Source organism: Pedobacter sp. GW456-11-11-14-TSB4, assembly GCF_059424425.1.
Window position 1 is genome coordinate 1,096,313 of sequence record NZ_JBWKZK010000001.1, and the last position, 16,759, is coordinate 1,113,071.

A 16,759-nucleotide genomic window follows, 5' to 3' on the forward strand; every position below is an offset into this window, starting at 1 on the left:
ATATTTCCACTCCTGTCGGGTTTAAACAACAAAGTTTGTGCAACATACAATCCTCAATTGAAAAACTGCCGCTGCCTTTTAGCCCCTATTGTAGCGGTTACCCTGCAGCAAGGAGGCACGACGCAGCGAAGCGTAAAAGCGAAAAGAGGGACTGAGCTTTGTTGATTGCACAAAATTGCGCTTCTTAATAGATTTGAGAAGTTAGAAGTGAGATTTGAGAAACCTTTCACCTTCTTAAATTGTCTCTTATCTAATCTCTCATTTCTCACATCTAATAACAAATCTTTATTTACCTTTACATAGTGAACATTCGCGACCTGATTAACAGATACAAAACAGACGAGCGTGTTGTTGAAACCGCAAAATCGTTAAACAAAGGAAAGGGCAGTAAAACCCAATTAAAGGGATTGGTGGGCTCTGCCGATGCCGTGGTTGCCATTACAACGTACTTTTTACTACATAAACCGCAGCTTTTTATTTTACCAAATAGAGAAGAGGCTTCGTATTTTCTTTCAGATTTAGAAGGAATTTTAGATAAGGAGGTGTTGTTTTTTCCATCGTCATTTAGAAAAGCTTTTGAATTTACCCAAATAGATACGGCCAATGTGTTGGCAAGGGCCGAAGTATTAAACGAGCTGAACCACCAATCTGAATACGGAAAAATTGTGGTTACTTACCCCGAGGCTTTGGCCGAAAAAGTGATTGACCGTTCTGTTTTAGAAAAAAACACGTTAGAAATTAGTGTTGGTGCAACTTTAGGGATCGATTTTATTAACGAGTTTTTGTTTGAATATGATTTTGAACGCTCTGATTTTGTTTACGAACCTGGTCAGTTTTCTATTCGAGGTGGTATTGTAGATATTTTCTCTTTTTCTCATGAACTGCCCTACCGAATTGAATTTTTTGGCGATACGGTAGAAAGCATCAGAACTTTTGAAATTGATAGTCAGCTTTCTGTTGATGATGTAAAAACCCTAACCATTGTACCTAATGTACAGGCAAAATTTTTAACCGAAAACAACATTAGTCTGCTAGATTATATTGAAAAAGATACCCAGCTTTGGTTTAAAGATGTAGAATACACCATCGATATTGTAAAAAGCGGCTACAAAAAGGCGGTTGAACTTTGGAAAGCATTAGGTGTTGCTGAAAAGCAACAAAATCCGAATTGGTTAGATCCGAAATTCTCTTTTACTGATGAGAAAATGTTGGGCGATTTATTTCAGGATTTTGCCTTGGTTGAGTTTGGAAAACAATTCTTTTATCAAACAGACAATGTAATTCAGTTTGATACTAAGCCTCAGCCTTCTTTTAACAAGGATTTCGATTTGCTGATTAAAAATTTGAAAGAGAATGAAAATCAGCGGATCCACAATTTTATTTTTACCAACTCTACCAAACAAACCGAGCGTTTATATGCCATATTAGATGACATTGATAAAACCGCAAAGTTTACGCCGGTAAACATCCCACTTAGGGAAGGATTTCTAGATGCTCAGCAAAAAGTAGCTTTTTACACCGATCATCAGATTTTTGATCGTTTTTATAAATACCAATTAAAAAAAGGTTATCAACGCAGTCAGGCGATAACGCTAAAAGATTTGCGGGAGCTTAAACCCGGCGATTTTGTAACCCACATTGACCACGGAATTGGTAAATATGCTGGCCTAGAAAAGGTAGAGGTAAACGGCAAAACTCAAGAAATGATCCGTTTGGTGTATGCTGATAACGATTTGTTGTACGTAAACATCAACTCGTTAAATCGCATTGCGAAGTTTAGCGGAAAAGATGGAACGCAGCCCAAAATGAATAAATTGGGTACCGAAGCTTGGGATAAACTTAAAAAAACCACAAAAAAAAAAGTTAAAGACATTGCCCGAGATTTAATTAAGCTTTATGCCATGCGTAAGGCGCAAGTGGGTACTGCATTTGCACCAGATGGCTATTTAGAAACTGAACTCGAAGCGTCATTTATTTACGAGGATACGCCCGACCAAGTTAAGGCAACTGCCGATGTAAAAAAAGATATGGAGGCGCCACACCCGATGGACCGATTGGTTTGTGGAGATGTGGGTTTTGGTAAGACTGAAATTGCTATTCGTGCGGCTTTTAAAGCTGTTGCCAATGGCAAACAAGCGGCTGTTTTAGTGCCTACAACTATTTTGGCACTGCAACATTTCAAAACATTTTCATCACGTTTAAAAGAGTTTCCTTGTACAGTAGATTATATCAATCGTTTTAAAACCAGTAAACAGATAAAAGATACTTTAGAGCGTGTTGCACAAGGTAAAGTTGATATTGTAATTGGTACGCATAGGTTGCTAAGTAAAGATGTAAAGTTTAAAGACTTAGGCATCATGGTTATTGACGAAGAGCAGAAATTTGGTGTTGCTGCAAAAGAGAAATTAAGGGCTTTACGTGTAAACGTAGATACACTTACGTTAACCGCAACGCCAATTCCGAGAACTTTGCATTTCTCTTTAATGGGTGCTCGAGATTTATCAATTATGAGTACGCCACCACCAAATAGGCAAGCGGTAAATACCGAATTGCATGTGTTTAATGATAAATTAATTCAGGAAGCGGTACAATTTGAATTGGATAGAGGCGGACAGGTTTTCTTTATCCACAACCGTGTGAATGATTTGCCTCAGCTCGGCGGATTGATCCAAAAACTGGTGCCAAAGGCGAGAATTGGGATTGCTCACGGGCAACTAGACGGCGATCAGTTAGAGGATGTAATGCTCGATTTCATTAATGGGGAAAAGGATGTTTTGGTGGCTACAACCATTATTGAAGCTGGTTTAGATATACCGAATGCGAACACCATTATCATTAACCATGCACATATGTTTGGTTTGAGCGATTTACACCAGATGCGTGGTCGCGTTGGGCGTTCTAACAAAAAAGCATTCTGTTATTTGTTGAGTTTGCCTTTATCAACCTTAACCAACGAAGCAAGAAAAAGATTAAGCGCCATTGAAGAATTTTCTGATTTGGGTAGCGGATTTAACATCGCTATGCGTGATTTAGACATCCGTGGAAGTGGAAATTTATTGGGCGGCGAGCAAAGCGGATTTATTGCAGAAATTGGCTTTGAGATGTACAACAAAATTTTAGATGAAGCCATACAAGAATTGAAAGATGCTGAATTTAAGGATTTATTTAAAGATGAGCCGCAAAGAGCTTTTGTAAACTTTACCCAAGTAGATACTGATGTAGAACTGCATATACCAGATGGCTATGTAACCAGCATTACCGAAAGATATAATTTATACACGGAACTTTCGAAACTAGAAAATGAGACGCAATTAGCTGCTTTTGAGGCAGAATTGAAAGATCGTTTTGGACCAGTGCCACAACCTGTAAAAGCCATGTTAAAGGTTTTACGCTTACAGTGGGTTGGTAAAAAATTAGGCTTTGAGAAATTGAGTTTTAAGAAAAATATTTTACGCGGTTATTTCATTAGTGATAAACAATCTAAGTTTTTTGACTCGGAGGTTTTTAATAAGATTTTGGCATTTGCGCAATTGCATCCACGTTTGTGTAATTTAAAAGAAGTAAAAGACACTTTGCGGATTTCTTTTGATAACATTGCAAACGTTGATGAAGCGATTGAGATGTTGGAGATGGTATTATAGAGAGGTGTCATCCTGAGCGTAGTCGGAGGATCTTTCCAATGAGATTCCTCGTCCCTCGGAATGACAAAACGGTGTTAATTTCTTGGGTTAATGACCGCTTTATTGAATATTTTAAACATTAAAATTTAACATTTCAACTTTACAACCTTTCAACCTACTCAATGGATCCACAAATGTTAACCGAGCTTGTTACAATGAAAATGCCTTTCGGGAAGTATAAGGGCTGGATCATTTCGCGTTTACCAGAAACGTATTTGGTTTGGTTTCATAGTCAAGGTTTTCCTCCCGGAAGGTTAGGGCATTTATTAGCCACTATGTATGAGATTAAGTTAAATGGTTTGGAGTATTTGTTGCAAGGATTGAAGAAGATGTAAGCTAGTTTTGTCATTCAGAGCGCAGCGAAGAATCTATAAAGGGAAATTCTCTTTATGAGATCCTTCCTTCGTCAGGATGACAAGTCTGTTACACCTCACAACCATTTTCCTCACAAACTGCATCATCATTTTTGTTTAATGATTTGAGCTGTGTTTTAGGCTGCGTAGCTTGCCATTCGGTAAAACTCTGCACAATTGCCTGTTCGAACGCAGGAATTGGCTGAGCGCCAGATAAAGCGTATTTTCTATCTAATACAAAATAAGGCACACCTCTAACGCCTAATTGCTGACTTTCATAAACATCATAACGAACTGCCTCAGCAAAATCGTCGCCTTTTAAAACTTGTAAAGTTTCAGCAACATCTAATCCTAACTCTTCAGCAATGCTGATTAAGGTTTCATGCTTAGCAATATCTTTTGAGTGTGTAAAATAGGCACTAAACATTGCCTCTTCAGCTTCATTTTGCATGCCTTTACTTTTCGCGAAATGTAAAAATCGATGTGCATCAAAAGAATTAGCAGGAATATTGGTTTCGAAATGTAAATTTAAACCAACATTTGCGGCCATTTCTTCTATCTGACCGGTCATTTGTTTAGCCTGTTGAACACTCATCCCTTTAGCTCTCGCTAAATAGCTATATAAATCTTCGTTATTGGTATTGTGGTAATCTGGATTAAGCTGAAAACTTTTCCATTCTACCTCAATTTCATTCTTGAACGGCAGTTTCTCAATCGCTTTTTCAAAATGCCTTTTACCAATATAACAAAACGGACACATTACATCCGACCAGATTTCTACTTTCATTTAACAAAGGTAAGGCTGATGATTTTTTGAATGGTAAGCAGAAAGTAAAAACCCAGCAATGTTATTTTGCTGGGTTTTTAACATGGTTGTCAGTCTGAGCTTGTCGAAGACTTCACATACATTTCGATAAGCTCAATGTGACAAAATTACTTATACAACTGATTAAACATCCATTTAAATGTACCGTGTGTTTGAGATCTGAAAGTGATTTCTGGTCCGAAAGCGTATAATTTACCCTTACCGTAATCAGCTTCGAAAGCAGCTACACCATCTTGTAAGTAGCTTTGTCCCCATGCCCAACCGCTACGTAACGGCGTTGCTGATGAGAACCATGCTAATGGTCTAATTTTACCACTATTGTTTGGGCTTAACTTAAACACTGGGCTATTATCAAAATAAATATCAGCAGTTTTTTCCATACCCCAATTTGCTGCTATCGATTGATCTACAGCTACATTTAACACACTACCTGGTACATAATATTTAGTTGCAGGCAACCTTTTTTCTGTGCCATCAACCATTTCTACCATCGCGTTGCGAACAGGTAAATCTAAATGAGCTGCTAAATTTGTAGCAGAACCAATGGCTACAATTTTTCCGCCAGCTTCTAAAAACGATTTCAATTGCGGAATAGATTTATCTTGCGAAACCCTTCCAATTCTGTTTCTAAATTCTTCTGGTATACTTTCTAAAGCTGGTGTACCAAAACCGCCTCTGCTACCAACTTCTGTTGCATTAGGATTATATGCAGGGATTGAACCGCCAACAAAAACAATAACATCGTATTTGTCTTTTAAATTGCCCTTATCAATATCTTGAGGATAAATTACTGTGGCATCAAATTTATATTGCTCCATAATGTATCTAATCCAACCCGAAGGCATTGACCCACCATAAGTATCCCAAATAGCGATACGAGAAGGAGCAATTTTTACCGAATTAACGGGTTTGCTGGCAGTTGAAACCTTCATGCCATAACCGTTAGCTAAAATAGTTTTTGCTTTAGCTGCTGCCGGAACATAAAATGAGCCATCTTTTGCATTGCGATAAACTTCTACACCACTTTTTAACAATTCATTTACCGCAGTATAACTTTCATTTGCCGCAGCGTTAAGTACATATCCACTACCAGAAGGTAAAGGTTTTGGTGTAACCTTTAACAATTCGCCGTATGGTATTTTTTCAAACGGTCCTTCGAAATTGTTTAAAATACGATCGAATTTAACATTCATCAAATAAGCTAAAGTCCAACCTGCCGCATCGTAAGGCGCAACTGGCGGGCCACCTTCATATTTAAAGTCATTAGGGTGATCTTGTGGTTCGAACATATCTAAAACATGCGGACGAAACGCCTGATCTGTTTTTACAATATAACTTCCGGCAGGATAATTTTTACCAGCAACCGAAAAAGAAGCAGTAGCTTTTTGCACACCAACACCTGTTCTAATTAAGGCGTTTAAAAAGCGAATTGCAGTAGAAAAATCGGGCTGATCCGCAGAAAGTATATAACCTCGAGGATCTCTGTTTAAAGGATTTTTCATTACTGTATCTAAATATTTAACAGGTATACCTCCCCTATTGTTGCCAGATCTATCTGCTTGAGCCGCAGCGTTAATCGCATCAATTTTTTTAGGTGAGAAAGACCAAGTGTCTTTACTTCCTCTATCAATTGAGTTTTTGCCCATTTTGTAAATGTTAAACAATAACTCATCATAATAACGCTGAGCATAGTTTAAAACCGCATAATTCAAAGAAACAGAGTAATCTATCGAGTTTTTGAAATACCATTTTTGCGGTAAAACCGGGTTTGGAGAGTCGCCATTTGGCAATAAGCGAGATGGAACTAAAGGAATATCTGATGGTGTTGGACTACCCACAATCTCGGTTAACAAACCTATCATATTATGGAAATAGGTTGTTGTTCTTAAACCACCATTGTACCAAGTAGAAAATACAGAGCCACCACGTTGCGTGTAGCCTGGTTTGGTCTCCACATTCATTCTGGTATGCATTGCAGCACCAACAGCATCTAAGCTGGTCATTAAAATTGGGTCGAAAACATAGTTGTATGGATCGCGGTAAGGCGGCCCAGCAACAACAGTTCCTGCTGGCCCAGCTTGGTGATGGTTATACATAATCTGCGGTATCCACTCTACAAACAACTGGCGACCCATGTTTTGCGTTTCTTTTAGGTTTAGCATAAAGAAATCGCGGTTATTATCATGCCCTGCATATTTTTCGTACAAACGAGGCAAACCAGCTAATGAGCGCTTTTTTGGGTCTTTCTCTCTCATGTACCAATCGCTCTGCAGCTCTTGTCCATCCGGATTGGCATGTGTCATCAACACAATTACATTATCTAAAATTTTGTTGGTTTCGGCATCAGTTCTACTGGCTAAATTATAAGCTGTTTCAATCAACTGATGGGCGCCAACGGTTTCGTTTGCATGCAAACCACCATCAATCCAAACTATGGCTTTGCCATCTTGAGCCAATTGCTTTGCTTGTTCTGGTGTTAAGCCTTCCGCCCTAGCTAACTTTTGAGAAATCTCTTTGTATTTCGCTAAATTTCTATGGTTATCTTCTGAAGTTACAATCAACATGTATTGGGTTCTGCCCTCTTCAGTTTTACCAATATCTACCAATTTAACACGTTTAGAAGTAGCTGCTAACTTCTTAAAATAAGCCTCAGTTTGCGTGTAGTTGGCCAATTGATAATCATCGCCAATGTTAAAGCCAAAATGATCTTTTGGCTTAGGAATGTTTTGTGCAAAAGCTGATTGTACGCAAAAAAACATTGCCACCAACCAAATGCAAGGTTTGTAAAATTTTACCATGAAAATAAGTTTAGTTTGTTACTCAAATATAAAGCAGAAAACGAAAGATATTTTGCTTGCTGTAAATTTGTTACAAGAGCACTTAAGTGATTTAGAAGTTAATTTTGAAAATATACTCTGGTGTTTTAATAGGATTGGAATTCCTGCTATTCGCTACAATTTTTTTTGATTTGTCTTTCTACCAACCACATGAGGCAGGCGCTTAAGATGACAATCAAAAAAAGATTTTCGCTGCTATCAGGTTTATAAACGCTGGCCGTTGCTACTATGAGGGGTTTATTTAGCACCGCATTAAGTTATATAGCCCTAATTGAAGCGGTATCTTTTTATTAAAACCTTTAGGTTAATAAAAAATATAGCGTAAAGTAGGACTAACTTTAATAATTGCAGAAAATTGCGCTTCAAAAGAAAAATATGAATGCTGCGTTAATACAAAATCAAATACAGATAAACGTACACCACAGGGGCGGCAATCAATAAGCCATCAAAACGATCTAAAAACCCACCATGACCAGGTAAAAATGTGCCTGAATCCTTTGCATCTAAACTTCTTTTTAACATCGATTCTACCAAATCGCCAAGCGTACCAAAACACACAATTAATACTGCCATGCCGCCCCAAACAGATGGGCTCATTTCGGTAAACTGAGTAGAAATCAGGTAAGAAACCAATAAACTGGTAAACAATCCTCCTAAAAATCCTTCCCATGATTTTTTTGGCGAATGGCGTTCAAATAATCTGGTTTTACCAAATTTAACCCCAAACAAATATGCGCCAGTGTCACTTGCCCACAACAGCAATAAAAATGCTAATGGTAAATGAAAGTTGTAGTTGAAAGAATCAACCAAAAAACCTAACGAGTAGAAAAAACAAAAAGGCACAGTTACATAAATAAATCCCACGAATGTGTAAGAAATGTTAGCGAAAGGTATTTTGTTCTTTTTGTAAAGCTCTAATATAAAAACAGAAAAAATTAAGGGTACAATAAGTAGCAAATATTTAAGCTCAAACTCAAAAAAATGATACGCCGCAGTTAAGCTAAACATAATGGCAGCAACCGCAACGCCCATGTTTCTATGCGGACGAATACCGCCCATTTTTACCATTTTATAAAATTCTAGTAATGCTATAATGCTCAAAAACAAATAAAAGCCAGTAAAAGTATAGCCATTAAATAATGAAGCAAGCATTACAATGGTAAAAAAGAAAGCGGTTATTGCTCTGGTTTTCATTTGGAGATAGGAGAATTGAGATGTGAGATTTGAGACATTATTTAGGTGAATTACTTTTAATTTCGGACATCGGTCTTCTGTCTTCCGACTTTTTCTTTAAAAACCAAAACAAAGCTATGGTTAAAATTGCACTTATAACGTAGCCGTACCAAGCAATATTCATGTCGTCTGCTTTTTCTATTGGCATGTTGTTTCGTTGCATATACCAAGCAATTACAACTGCATAGCCGTTATTTATAAAATGAGCAAACATTGAATACCACAAACTGCCTGTCCAAAAATAAATGTAACCAAAAGCAGCGCCTAAAAATAGTCTAGGAAAAAAGCCAAAAAACTGAAAATGTATGGTGCTAAATATAATTGCCGATGTCCAGATGGCTACATGAGGGTTTTTAATCCATCTTATTAATGTTCTTTGTAAACCTCCTCTAAAAATTAACTCTTCGCAAATTGCTGGTGTAACTGCAATTACCAAAAGGTTAATAACCAATGCGCCAACCGATGTTCCGGCTAAAATGGCTTTTGTTGTTACTAAACCGTCATCTTCCATTTTGCGCATCCAATTTTCTAAATCATTTAAAAAATTGGGTAAGTGCATGTTCATGTTTTGTTCGTTAATCCAACCCATTAATGGAACTGAAAAAAGCATTAACAGAAAAACAAGCCCAAACAGTTCGAACGTCGGCGTTTTAAAACCATAAAAACGTTGTGGTCTTTTGCCTTCAAAAATAGATAAAGCAATTGCCGGAACTAAAAATAAACCAATTTGCTGTGCGGTAACTAGAATTTTTAATGCGCCAATGTATTTTAAATCTCTCCCGGTCATCCAATCCATATTACGAAAAATATCCATACCATAAATGGCAAGGCAAATAACAATTCCAATAATCGCAAATACAATTAACCCAATAATAGCGCTTATGCCCATAATTAACAATTGTAAAAACGGATGATTTTCTTCTCTAACAGGTTGGCTCAGTTGCATTATTTTGAATTTTCGTACCTTTGTTGCATAAATTTGGTTTGAAGATAGAAAAATGTCTGTAAAGATAGGAAATATTGATTTAGGAGAATTCCCTTTGTTGCTGGCGCCGATGGAAGATGTGAGCGATCCGCCCTTCCGTTATGTGTGCAAACAAGGTGGTGCAGATTTGATGTATACAGAGTTTATTTCATCAGAAGGATTGATCCGCGATGCCGCAAAAAGCCGCAAAAAACTCGATATTTTCGAGTATGAAAGGCCAATTGGGATACAAATTTTTGGTAGTGATATAGAAAGTATGCGTGAAGCTACAGAAATTGCTACCCTGGCTGGGCCAGATTTAATGGATATTAATTATGGTTGCCCGGTTAAAAACGTGGCTTGCCGTGGTGCTGGTTCTGCCTTGTTGCAAGACATTGATAAAATGGTAAAAATGACAGAAGCTGTTGTAAAAGCAACGCATTTGCCAGTTACCGTTAAAACCCGTTTAGGCTGGGATGATAATACGAAAAACATTGAGGAAGTTGCTGAGCGCTTACAAGACATTGGTATACAAGCTTTAACCATCCATGGTCGTACCCGTGCTCAATTGTACAAAGGTGAAGCAGATTGGACTTTAATTAGAGAAATTAAACGCAATCCGCGTATTAAAATCCCAATATTTGGCAATGGCGATGTTGATAGTGCTGTAAAAGCTGCCAATTGGCGATTAGAGTATGAAGTTGACGGCATTATGATCGGAAGAGCCGCGATTGGCTATCCTTGGATTTTTAGAGAGGTGAAACATTTTTTTAAAACGGGAGAATTTTTACCTGGACCAACATTAGAAGAACGAATAATTGCCTGCAGAACGCATTTAGATAAATCTATCGAATGGAAAGGCCCAAAAGTTGGTATTTTCGAAATGAGAAGACATTATTCGAACTATTTTAAAGGTTTACCAGATTTTAAACACTACAGAATGTTGCTGGTAAAAGAAGAAAATTTAGAAACTATTCATCAAATTTTAGACGAAGTGGCAGAAAAATACGAGCATGTTTTGCCTTTTTCTGAAATGGCTTGATTATTGAAAAGCATTTCATAAATTTATCAAATGGTTACAGCAATTACAGACGGTGTAAAAATTTCGGTAGAGACCATTTACCAAGACGAGCATTCCAACCCGGCCAACGAGCATTACATGTTCGCTTACCGCATAGAGGTAGAAAATTTATCCGCTCATGCCATACAATTGATGCGCAGAAAATGGTTTATCTTCGATAGCAACGGAACAGTTAGGGAAGTTGAAGGAGAAGGTGTGGTTGGCGTACAACCTGTAATTGAACCTGGCGATAGCTATTCTTACGTTTCTGGTTGCAACTTAAAAACTGATATTGGCAGTATGAGAGGTAATTACACCATGCACAATTTGGTATTAGAAAAAAGTTTTAAGGTAGATATTCCAGAATTTCAATTGATCGTTCCTTATAAGTTGAATTAATTTCTTTCTATACTCATCATGCTGACTTGTGTTGATTTTACATCGGCAGCTTGTCGAAGCGTCTTTAAAAAAGATTTGTAAAACTATGCCAATAGCTTTTGGCTAAATCAGTCCCACTGTTCGCTTTATTTCGTCCCAACCTAAAGGTCGGGACTACATGTTCGCTGCCATTGGGTTTAAATAACAAAGTACATCACTTTTATGAAATTGTTGGGCGCCAAGTATACGGCTCATGCTATGGAACGTTCCATTAGGAGCAAGGCCATTGTTTTTAAATCCGACAGCAACGATATCCTTTTTTTGTGACCAAAAATATTCATCAAATCACTACGAGTAGGGTAGTTAAATTGATGGCATTACTAACATATACCACAAAAAGATATAAGTGTATGGCGGGACGAACATAAATAGTTGTTGCTCAACTGCTTTTCAATAAAAAAAGGATGATAAATTCATACCATCCTTCCTTCGAGTTCATTTGTATAATTTTTTAATCTCTTCTGCCACCAAACAACATTGATGCATAGTAGAGTAAATTGGCTAAGGCACCCAAAGCGGCTACAACATAGGTCATGGCTGCCCACCATAAAGCATCTTTTGCCTGTACATTTTCTTCGTCGGTTTGCATAACACCTCTGTTATTTTTTAGCCAAATTAGGGCTCTTTTACTGGCATCAAATTCTACTGGTAAGGTAATAAAGCTAAAAATAGTTACTAACGCTAAACCAACTACGCCAACCGCCAATACAATAGGTGAACCATTAAAAATCATGAGCATAATACCCAACAAAAGCACCCACTGCAATAAGTTTGACGAGATGCTTACAATTGGCACCATGCTAGAGCGAAACTGTAGCCAGCTATATGCTTTTGCATGTTGCACGGCATGTCCACATTCGTGTGCAGCAACAGCTGCAGCAGCTACGCTACGGCCATAATAAACGTCTGTACTGAGGTTTACTGTTCTGGTTTCTGGATTATAGTGATCAGTTAATTGCCCTTCTAAACTGAGCACATTTACATCGTAAATACCATTATCATGTAGCATTCTTTCGGCTACTTCTTTGCCCGATAAAGCAGAGTTGAGTTGCATTTCTGCATATTTTGCGAATTTATTTCTAAATCTCCACTGCACAAACATGCTCAACAACAATACCGGGATAATTAAAATTAAATAGGTTCCCATATCGATTTTGTATGTTTTTCTTCTTCGTTAAATCAAAAAGTGTTCCCATCTTTAAATGTGTTATGCAAATTTAAATTTATTAGAAATGTCTCATAATTGGTCGTACTGGGAAAAAAAGAATTTTTTTAATGCCGATGTTGTGATTGTTGGCAGTGGCATTGTTGGTTTAAATGCGGCAATAACTGTTAAAACTAAAAATCCAAAAATTAGTGTTTTAGTATTAGAAAGAGGTTTTTTACCAGCTGGAGCAAGCACAAAGAATGCTGGCTTTGCTTGTTTTGGAAGCATTTCTGAATTAATTGAGCAAGAGAAAATAAGTGGAACTGATGCTTTACATAGCCTTATTACAAGGCGATGGAATGGTTTGCAGAAACTCAAAAATTTGCTCGGCGATGACAATATAAGATTTCAGAATTATGGCGGATATGAACTTTTTAAAGATAATCAATCTGTTTTGGCTACTGATTGTGTATCAAAAATTAGCCATTTTAATAACTTAATAGCAGACATTGTAAATAAAGAGGACACTTATCGGTTGGCTAATACCAAAATCAGTCAGTTCGGTTTTAATGGCGTAGAAACTTTAATTGAATGCCAATTGGAGGCAAAAATTGATCCGGGTAAAATGATGAAAGCTTTGTTAGCAAAAAGTAGTGCGCTTGGTGTAATGGTTTTAAATAATTGTAGGGTTGAAGCTCTGGTTGAAGAAAACAACGGATGTTCAACATTAACCAACCAAGGCAAGTTTATAGCAAAAAAAGTGCTGTTAACAACTAATGCTTTTGTTAAAGATTTGTTGCCCGATTTGGCCGTTTCTCCTGGTCGTGGACAAGTTTTAGTAACCTCGCCGATAAAAAATTTGAAAGTAAAAGGCACATTTCATTACGATAAGGGTTACTATTATTTTAGAAATGTGGACAATCGCATCCTTTTAGGCGGTGGAAGAAATTTAGATTTTAAGGCAGAAGAAACCACTGAGTTTGGACAAACTGAATTGGTTCAAAATGCCTTACATCAATTATTAAAAGAAGTAATTATTCCAGAAATTGATTTTGAAATTGAACACAAGTGGAGCGGGATTATGGCTTTTGGTCCTGCTTTAGCTCCAATTATAGAAGAAGTAAAGCCGAACGTTTTTTGCGCAGTGCGATGCAATGGGATGGGTATAGCAATTGGTAGTTTTACTGGCGAAGAAGCAGGGGAGATGGTGGTGGAGCGTTTGTGATTCTTGTTTGTCGTCACCCTGAATTTATTTCAGGGTCTTTCATGCTTAACAGATGCTGAAATAAATTAAGCATGAAGGAGTGCTTTTAATTTTAATAACTATATCTTTCTATCATCTACAACTCCATATTTTATTCCTGCAGATTTAAAAAAATTCCTAATCATATTAATCGTATGATCACATTTATCATCAGCTTTTATTTTCTTCGTGAAATCATTTGGTTCAAGTAGTTCTATCACCTATCAAACTTTGACAAAATAATAATAAGGCGTCTACAATTTTGTCAAAGTGTATTAATTATGTGCCTATGTGGTAAAAACCTACTCAAAAACAATCGTTTTATTGCTACTCACAAAAACTCTATCTTCTAAAACCTGTTCAAGAGCCTTGCTTAACACCGCTTTTTCAATTTCTCTGCCTGCAACCGCCATTTGTTTGGCATCATAAGTATGGTTTACATGGATAGTTTGTTGTGATATAATCGGTCCTTCATCTAAATTATCAGTCACAAAATGGGCTGTTGCGCCAATAATTTTTACACCTCTTTCAAAAGCTTGTTTATACGGACTAGCGCCAATAAATGCTGGCAAAAAGGAGTGGTGGATGTTGATAATTTGATTTTGATACTGAGCGTTAAATGCAGGAGAAAGTATCCTCATAAACTTGGCCAGCACAATATAATCAAGTTCGTAGTTCGATAAAATACTAGTGATTTCGTTCTCAAAATCAGCTTTGCTTTTAGCCTCATGAGAAACAAAGTAAAATGGAACGTCAAATTTTTCGGCAAATTCTTTTAAGGTTTCGTGGTTGCCAATTACACATTTTACAGTTGCTCCGAGGGTTTTAAAATGAGCTCTTACTAAAACATCTGCTAAACAATGAAATTCTTTTGTCACCAATAAAGCAATACTTTTTTCTGCTTTAGGTATCAATCGAACATCGGCCGCTGTTGGTAAATTGTTTATTAATTCTTGCTGTAAAATAGTGAGATTTTCAATGGTGCCACTACATTCTATTCGTGTAAAAAATTTCTGCTCAGCCTCATCTACAAACTCTCGCATAGCGATGATATTTAATTGGTGTTGCGCTAAAATTCGGGTAATGTTGCTAACTAAACCAACGCTGTCTTTACATTGGATTAAAACTAAGAGGCTGTTCATGAAGTATGTATTAAGATTTAGCAAGTATAAAAATTTAGCTAATCAATATTTATTATTTTTGATAAAATTCTTAGCAAATGGAAATTGCCATCGTTATAACCTTAATTATTGTTGTGTTGTTGATCATTGTATTATTGATGCGAAAACCAGCTAACAACAGTGATACCATTAACTATTTAAAAGAAGAAAAACTAAAACTTAGCGATGAATTGAACGATTTACGTGAGCGCTTTAATTTAGAAAGAAGCAATTTGATTAAAGCCGAAGCTTTGGTAAATTCTTATCAGGATAAGTTGAATGAGCAACAAAAAAACCTGGCAGATTTACAACAAAAATTTACATTAGAGTTTTCGCATATTGCCAACAAGATTTTGGATGAAAAATCGGCAAAGTTTACTGCACAAAATCAAACCAATTTAGATACGATCTTAAATCCGCTAAAGGCAAATATCAAATCTTTTGAAGAAAAAGTGGAGAAGGTTTACCAAACGGAAGCTGCAGAAAGAAGTCAATTAAAAGGAGTGATTTTTCAATTGATGGATCAGAGTAAGCAAATCCAGCTTGATGCTAATAATTTAACTAAAGCTTTAAAAGGCGATAGCAAAAAACAAGGCAATTGGGGCGAAGTTATTTTAGAAAGAGTTTTAGAACGTTCGGGATTAGTGAAAGACAGGGAATACCGAATACAAGCCAGTATCAATAGCGAAGGAGCAAGATTTCAACCAGATGTGATAATTGACCTGCCCGATGAAAAACATTTGATTGTAGACGCTAAAATTAGCTTGGTTGCTTACGAGCGAATGATGAGTGCAGAAACTGAAGAAGAAAAACTAATTAACCTTAAGCAGCATATACTTTCAGTTAAAGCTCATATTGATGGTTTAGCGGGTAAAAACTATCAAAATCTATATCGAATTAATTCCCCAGATTTCGTTTTGCTATTTATGCCAATAGAATCTTCTTTTAGTGTAACTATTCAAGCTGATAATGAATTATTTAATTATGCTTGGGATAGAAAGGTAGTTATTGTTAGTCCGACGACTTTATTAGCAACTTTACGCACCATTGCTAGCATTTGGAAAGTAGATAGGCAAAACAAAAATGTTTTTGAAATTGCCGAAGAAGCGGGTGCTTTGTATGATAAATTCGTTGGCTTTTTAGCTGATATGGAAAATATTGGTAAGCACCTTAATCTTACTCAAAAAGCTCACGATGATGCTTTTAAAAAACTACAGTTTGGTAATGGAAATTTAATTGGTAAAGTAGAAAAAATTAAAAAATTAGGAGCGAAGACGAAGGCGAATAAACAGATTGATAGTAAGTTTTTGGAGGAGGATTAAGTTTTTGTTTCGTCATTACTACCTTTCAAAATGTTAGTTCGTCATACCCAGCTTGACTGGGTATCGTAATGCTATAGTTAATACTTAAAAGTTACCTTTTATCCCTTTACGATTCCCGCCTTCGCGGGAATGACGGAGTGTGTTACAGTTCATCGTTAAATAACGCTAACTAAAATGCATTGATGTAGGTATATCAATTTTTTATCAACATTTTGGTCAGTCGTCATACCCAGCTTAACTGGGTATCGTAATGCTATAGTTAATACTTAAAATTTACCTTTTATCGTTTTACGATTCCCGCCTTCGCGGGAATGACGGAGTGTGTTACAGTTCATCGTTAAATAACGCTAACTAAAATCCATTGATGCAGGTGTATCAATTTTTTATCAATATTTTGGTCAGTCGTCATACCCAGCTCGACTGGGTATCGTAATGCTATAGTTAATACTTAAAATTTACCTTTTATCGTTTTACGATTCCCGCCTTCGCGGGAATG

The 16,759-nt window shown here is 36.7% G+C and carries 12 protein-coding genes; 6 read left to right on the forward strand and 6 right to left on the reverse strand.

What is annotated here, in order from left to right:
• Positions 1–302 precede the first annotated feature (302 nt).
• Both mfd and AC07XU_RS04945 read left to right on the forward strand, forming a co-directional pair.
• A complete protein-coding gene (mfd, locus tag AC07XU_RS04940; protein WP_494942508.1) occupies positions 303–3,641 on the forward strand; it encodes a transcription-repair coupling factor in 3,339 nt (1,112 codons plus the stop codon).
• A 161-nt stretch (positions 3,642–3,802) separates the two neighbouring features.
• Positions 3,803–4,015: a DUF3820 family protein gene (locus AC07XU_RS04945; protein ID WP_494942509.1), complete on the forward strand. Its 213-nt coding sequence runs from the start codon at positions 3,803–3,805 to the stop codon at positions 4,013–4,015.
• 88 nt (positions 4,016–4,103) lie between these two features.
• Here AC07XU_RS04945 and AC07XU_RS04950 read toward each other — a convergent pair whose 3' ends face one another.
• From AC07XU_RS04950 to AC07XU_RS04965, 4 genes are all read right to left on the reverse strand, one after another.
• Positions 4,104–4,820, reverse strand: a complete 717-nt coding sequence (locus tag AC07XU_RS04950; protein WP_494942510.1) for a DsbA family oxidoreductase — start codon at positions 4,818–4,820, stop codon at positions 4,104–4,106.
• 146 nt (positions 4,821–4,966) lie between these two features.
• Positions 4,967–7,657 (reverse strand): M14 family metallopeptidase, encoded by a 2,691-nt coding sequence (locus AC07XU_RS04955; RefSeq protein WP_494942511.1) that lies wholly within the window; start codon positions 7,655–7,657, stop codon positions 4,967–4,969.
• Between the two features lie 426 nt (positions 7,658–8,083).
• On the reverse strand, positions 8,084–8,890 hold the full coding sequence (locus AC07XU_RS04960; protein ID WP_494942512.1) for a phosphatidate cytidylyltransferase: 807 nt from the start codon (positions 8,888–8,890) through the stop codon (positions 8,084–8,086).
• Between the two features lie 37 nt (positions 8,891–8,927).
• Positions 8,928–9,875 carry a CPBP family glutamic-type intramembrane protease gene (locus tag AC07XU_RS04965; protein ID WP_494942513.1) on the reverse strand — a complete coding sequence of 316 codons (948 nt, stop codon included), beginning with the start codon at positions 9,873–9,875 and terminating at the stop codon, positions 8,928–8,930.
• A 52-nt stretch (positions 9,876–9,927) separates the two neighbouring features.
• Here AC07XU_RS04965 and dusB point away from each other — a divergent pair, with 52 nt between their 5' ends.
• The gene (gene dusB / locus AC07XU_RS04970; RefSeq protein WP_494942514.1) at positions 9,928–10,935 is read left to right on the forward strand and encodes a tRNA dihydrouridine synthase DusB; all 1,008 of its coding nucleotides are present in this window, start codon (positions 9,928–9,930) and stop codon (positions 10,933–10,935) included.
• 30 nt (positions 10,936–10,965) lie between these two features.
• Positions 10,966–11,352 carry a Co2+/Mg2+ efflux facilitator ApaG/CorD gene (gene apaG / locus AC07XU_RS04975; protein ID WP_494942515.1) on the forward strand — a complete coding sequence of 129 codons (387 nt, stop codon included), beginning with the start codon at positions 10,966–10,968 and terminating at the stop codon, positions 11,350–11,352.
• Positions 11,353–11,842: 490 nt separating this feature from the next.
• Here apaG and AC07XU_RS04980 read toward each other — a convergent pair whose 3' ends face one another.
• On the reverse strand, positions 11,843–12,538 hold the full coding sequence (locus AC07XU_RS04980; RefSeq protein ID WP_494942516.1) for a zinc metallopeptidase: 696 nt from the start codon (positions 12,536–12,538) through the stop codon (positions 11,843–11,845).
• An 85-nt stretch (positions 12,539–12,623) separates the two neighbouring features.
• Here AC07XU_RS04980 and AC07XU_RS04985 point away from each other — a divergent pair, with 85 nt between their 5' ends.
• The gene (locus AC07XU_RS04985) at positions 12,624–13,763 is read left to right on the forward strand and encodes an NAD(P)/FAD-dependent oxidoreductase (protein ID WP_494942517.1); all 1,140 of its coding nucleotides are present in this window, start codon (positions 12,624–12,626) and stop codon (positions 13,761–13,763) included.
• Between the two features lie 320 nt (positions 13,764–14,083).
• On the opposite strand, the gene purU is transcribed toward AC07XU_RS04985, so the two are convergent.
• Positions 14,084–14,923 (reverse strand): formyltetrahydrofolate deformylase, encoded by an 840-nt coding sequence (purU, locus tag AC07XU_RS04990; protein WP_494942518.1) that lies wholly within the window; start codon positions 14,921–14,923, stop codon positions 14,084–14,086.
• Positions 14,924–15,000: 77 nt separating this feature from the next.
• Between purU and AC07XU_RS04995 the strand changes: the two genes are divergently transcribed.
• Positions 15,001–16,263, forward strand: a complete 1,263-nt coding sequence (locus tag AC07XU_RS04995; protein ID WP_494942519.1) for a DNA recombination protein RmuC — start codon at positions 15,001–15,003, stop codon at positions 16,261–16,263.
• Positions 16,264–16,759: the final 496 nt, after the last annotated feature.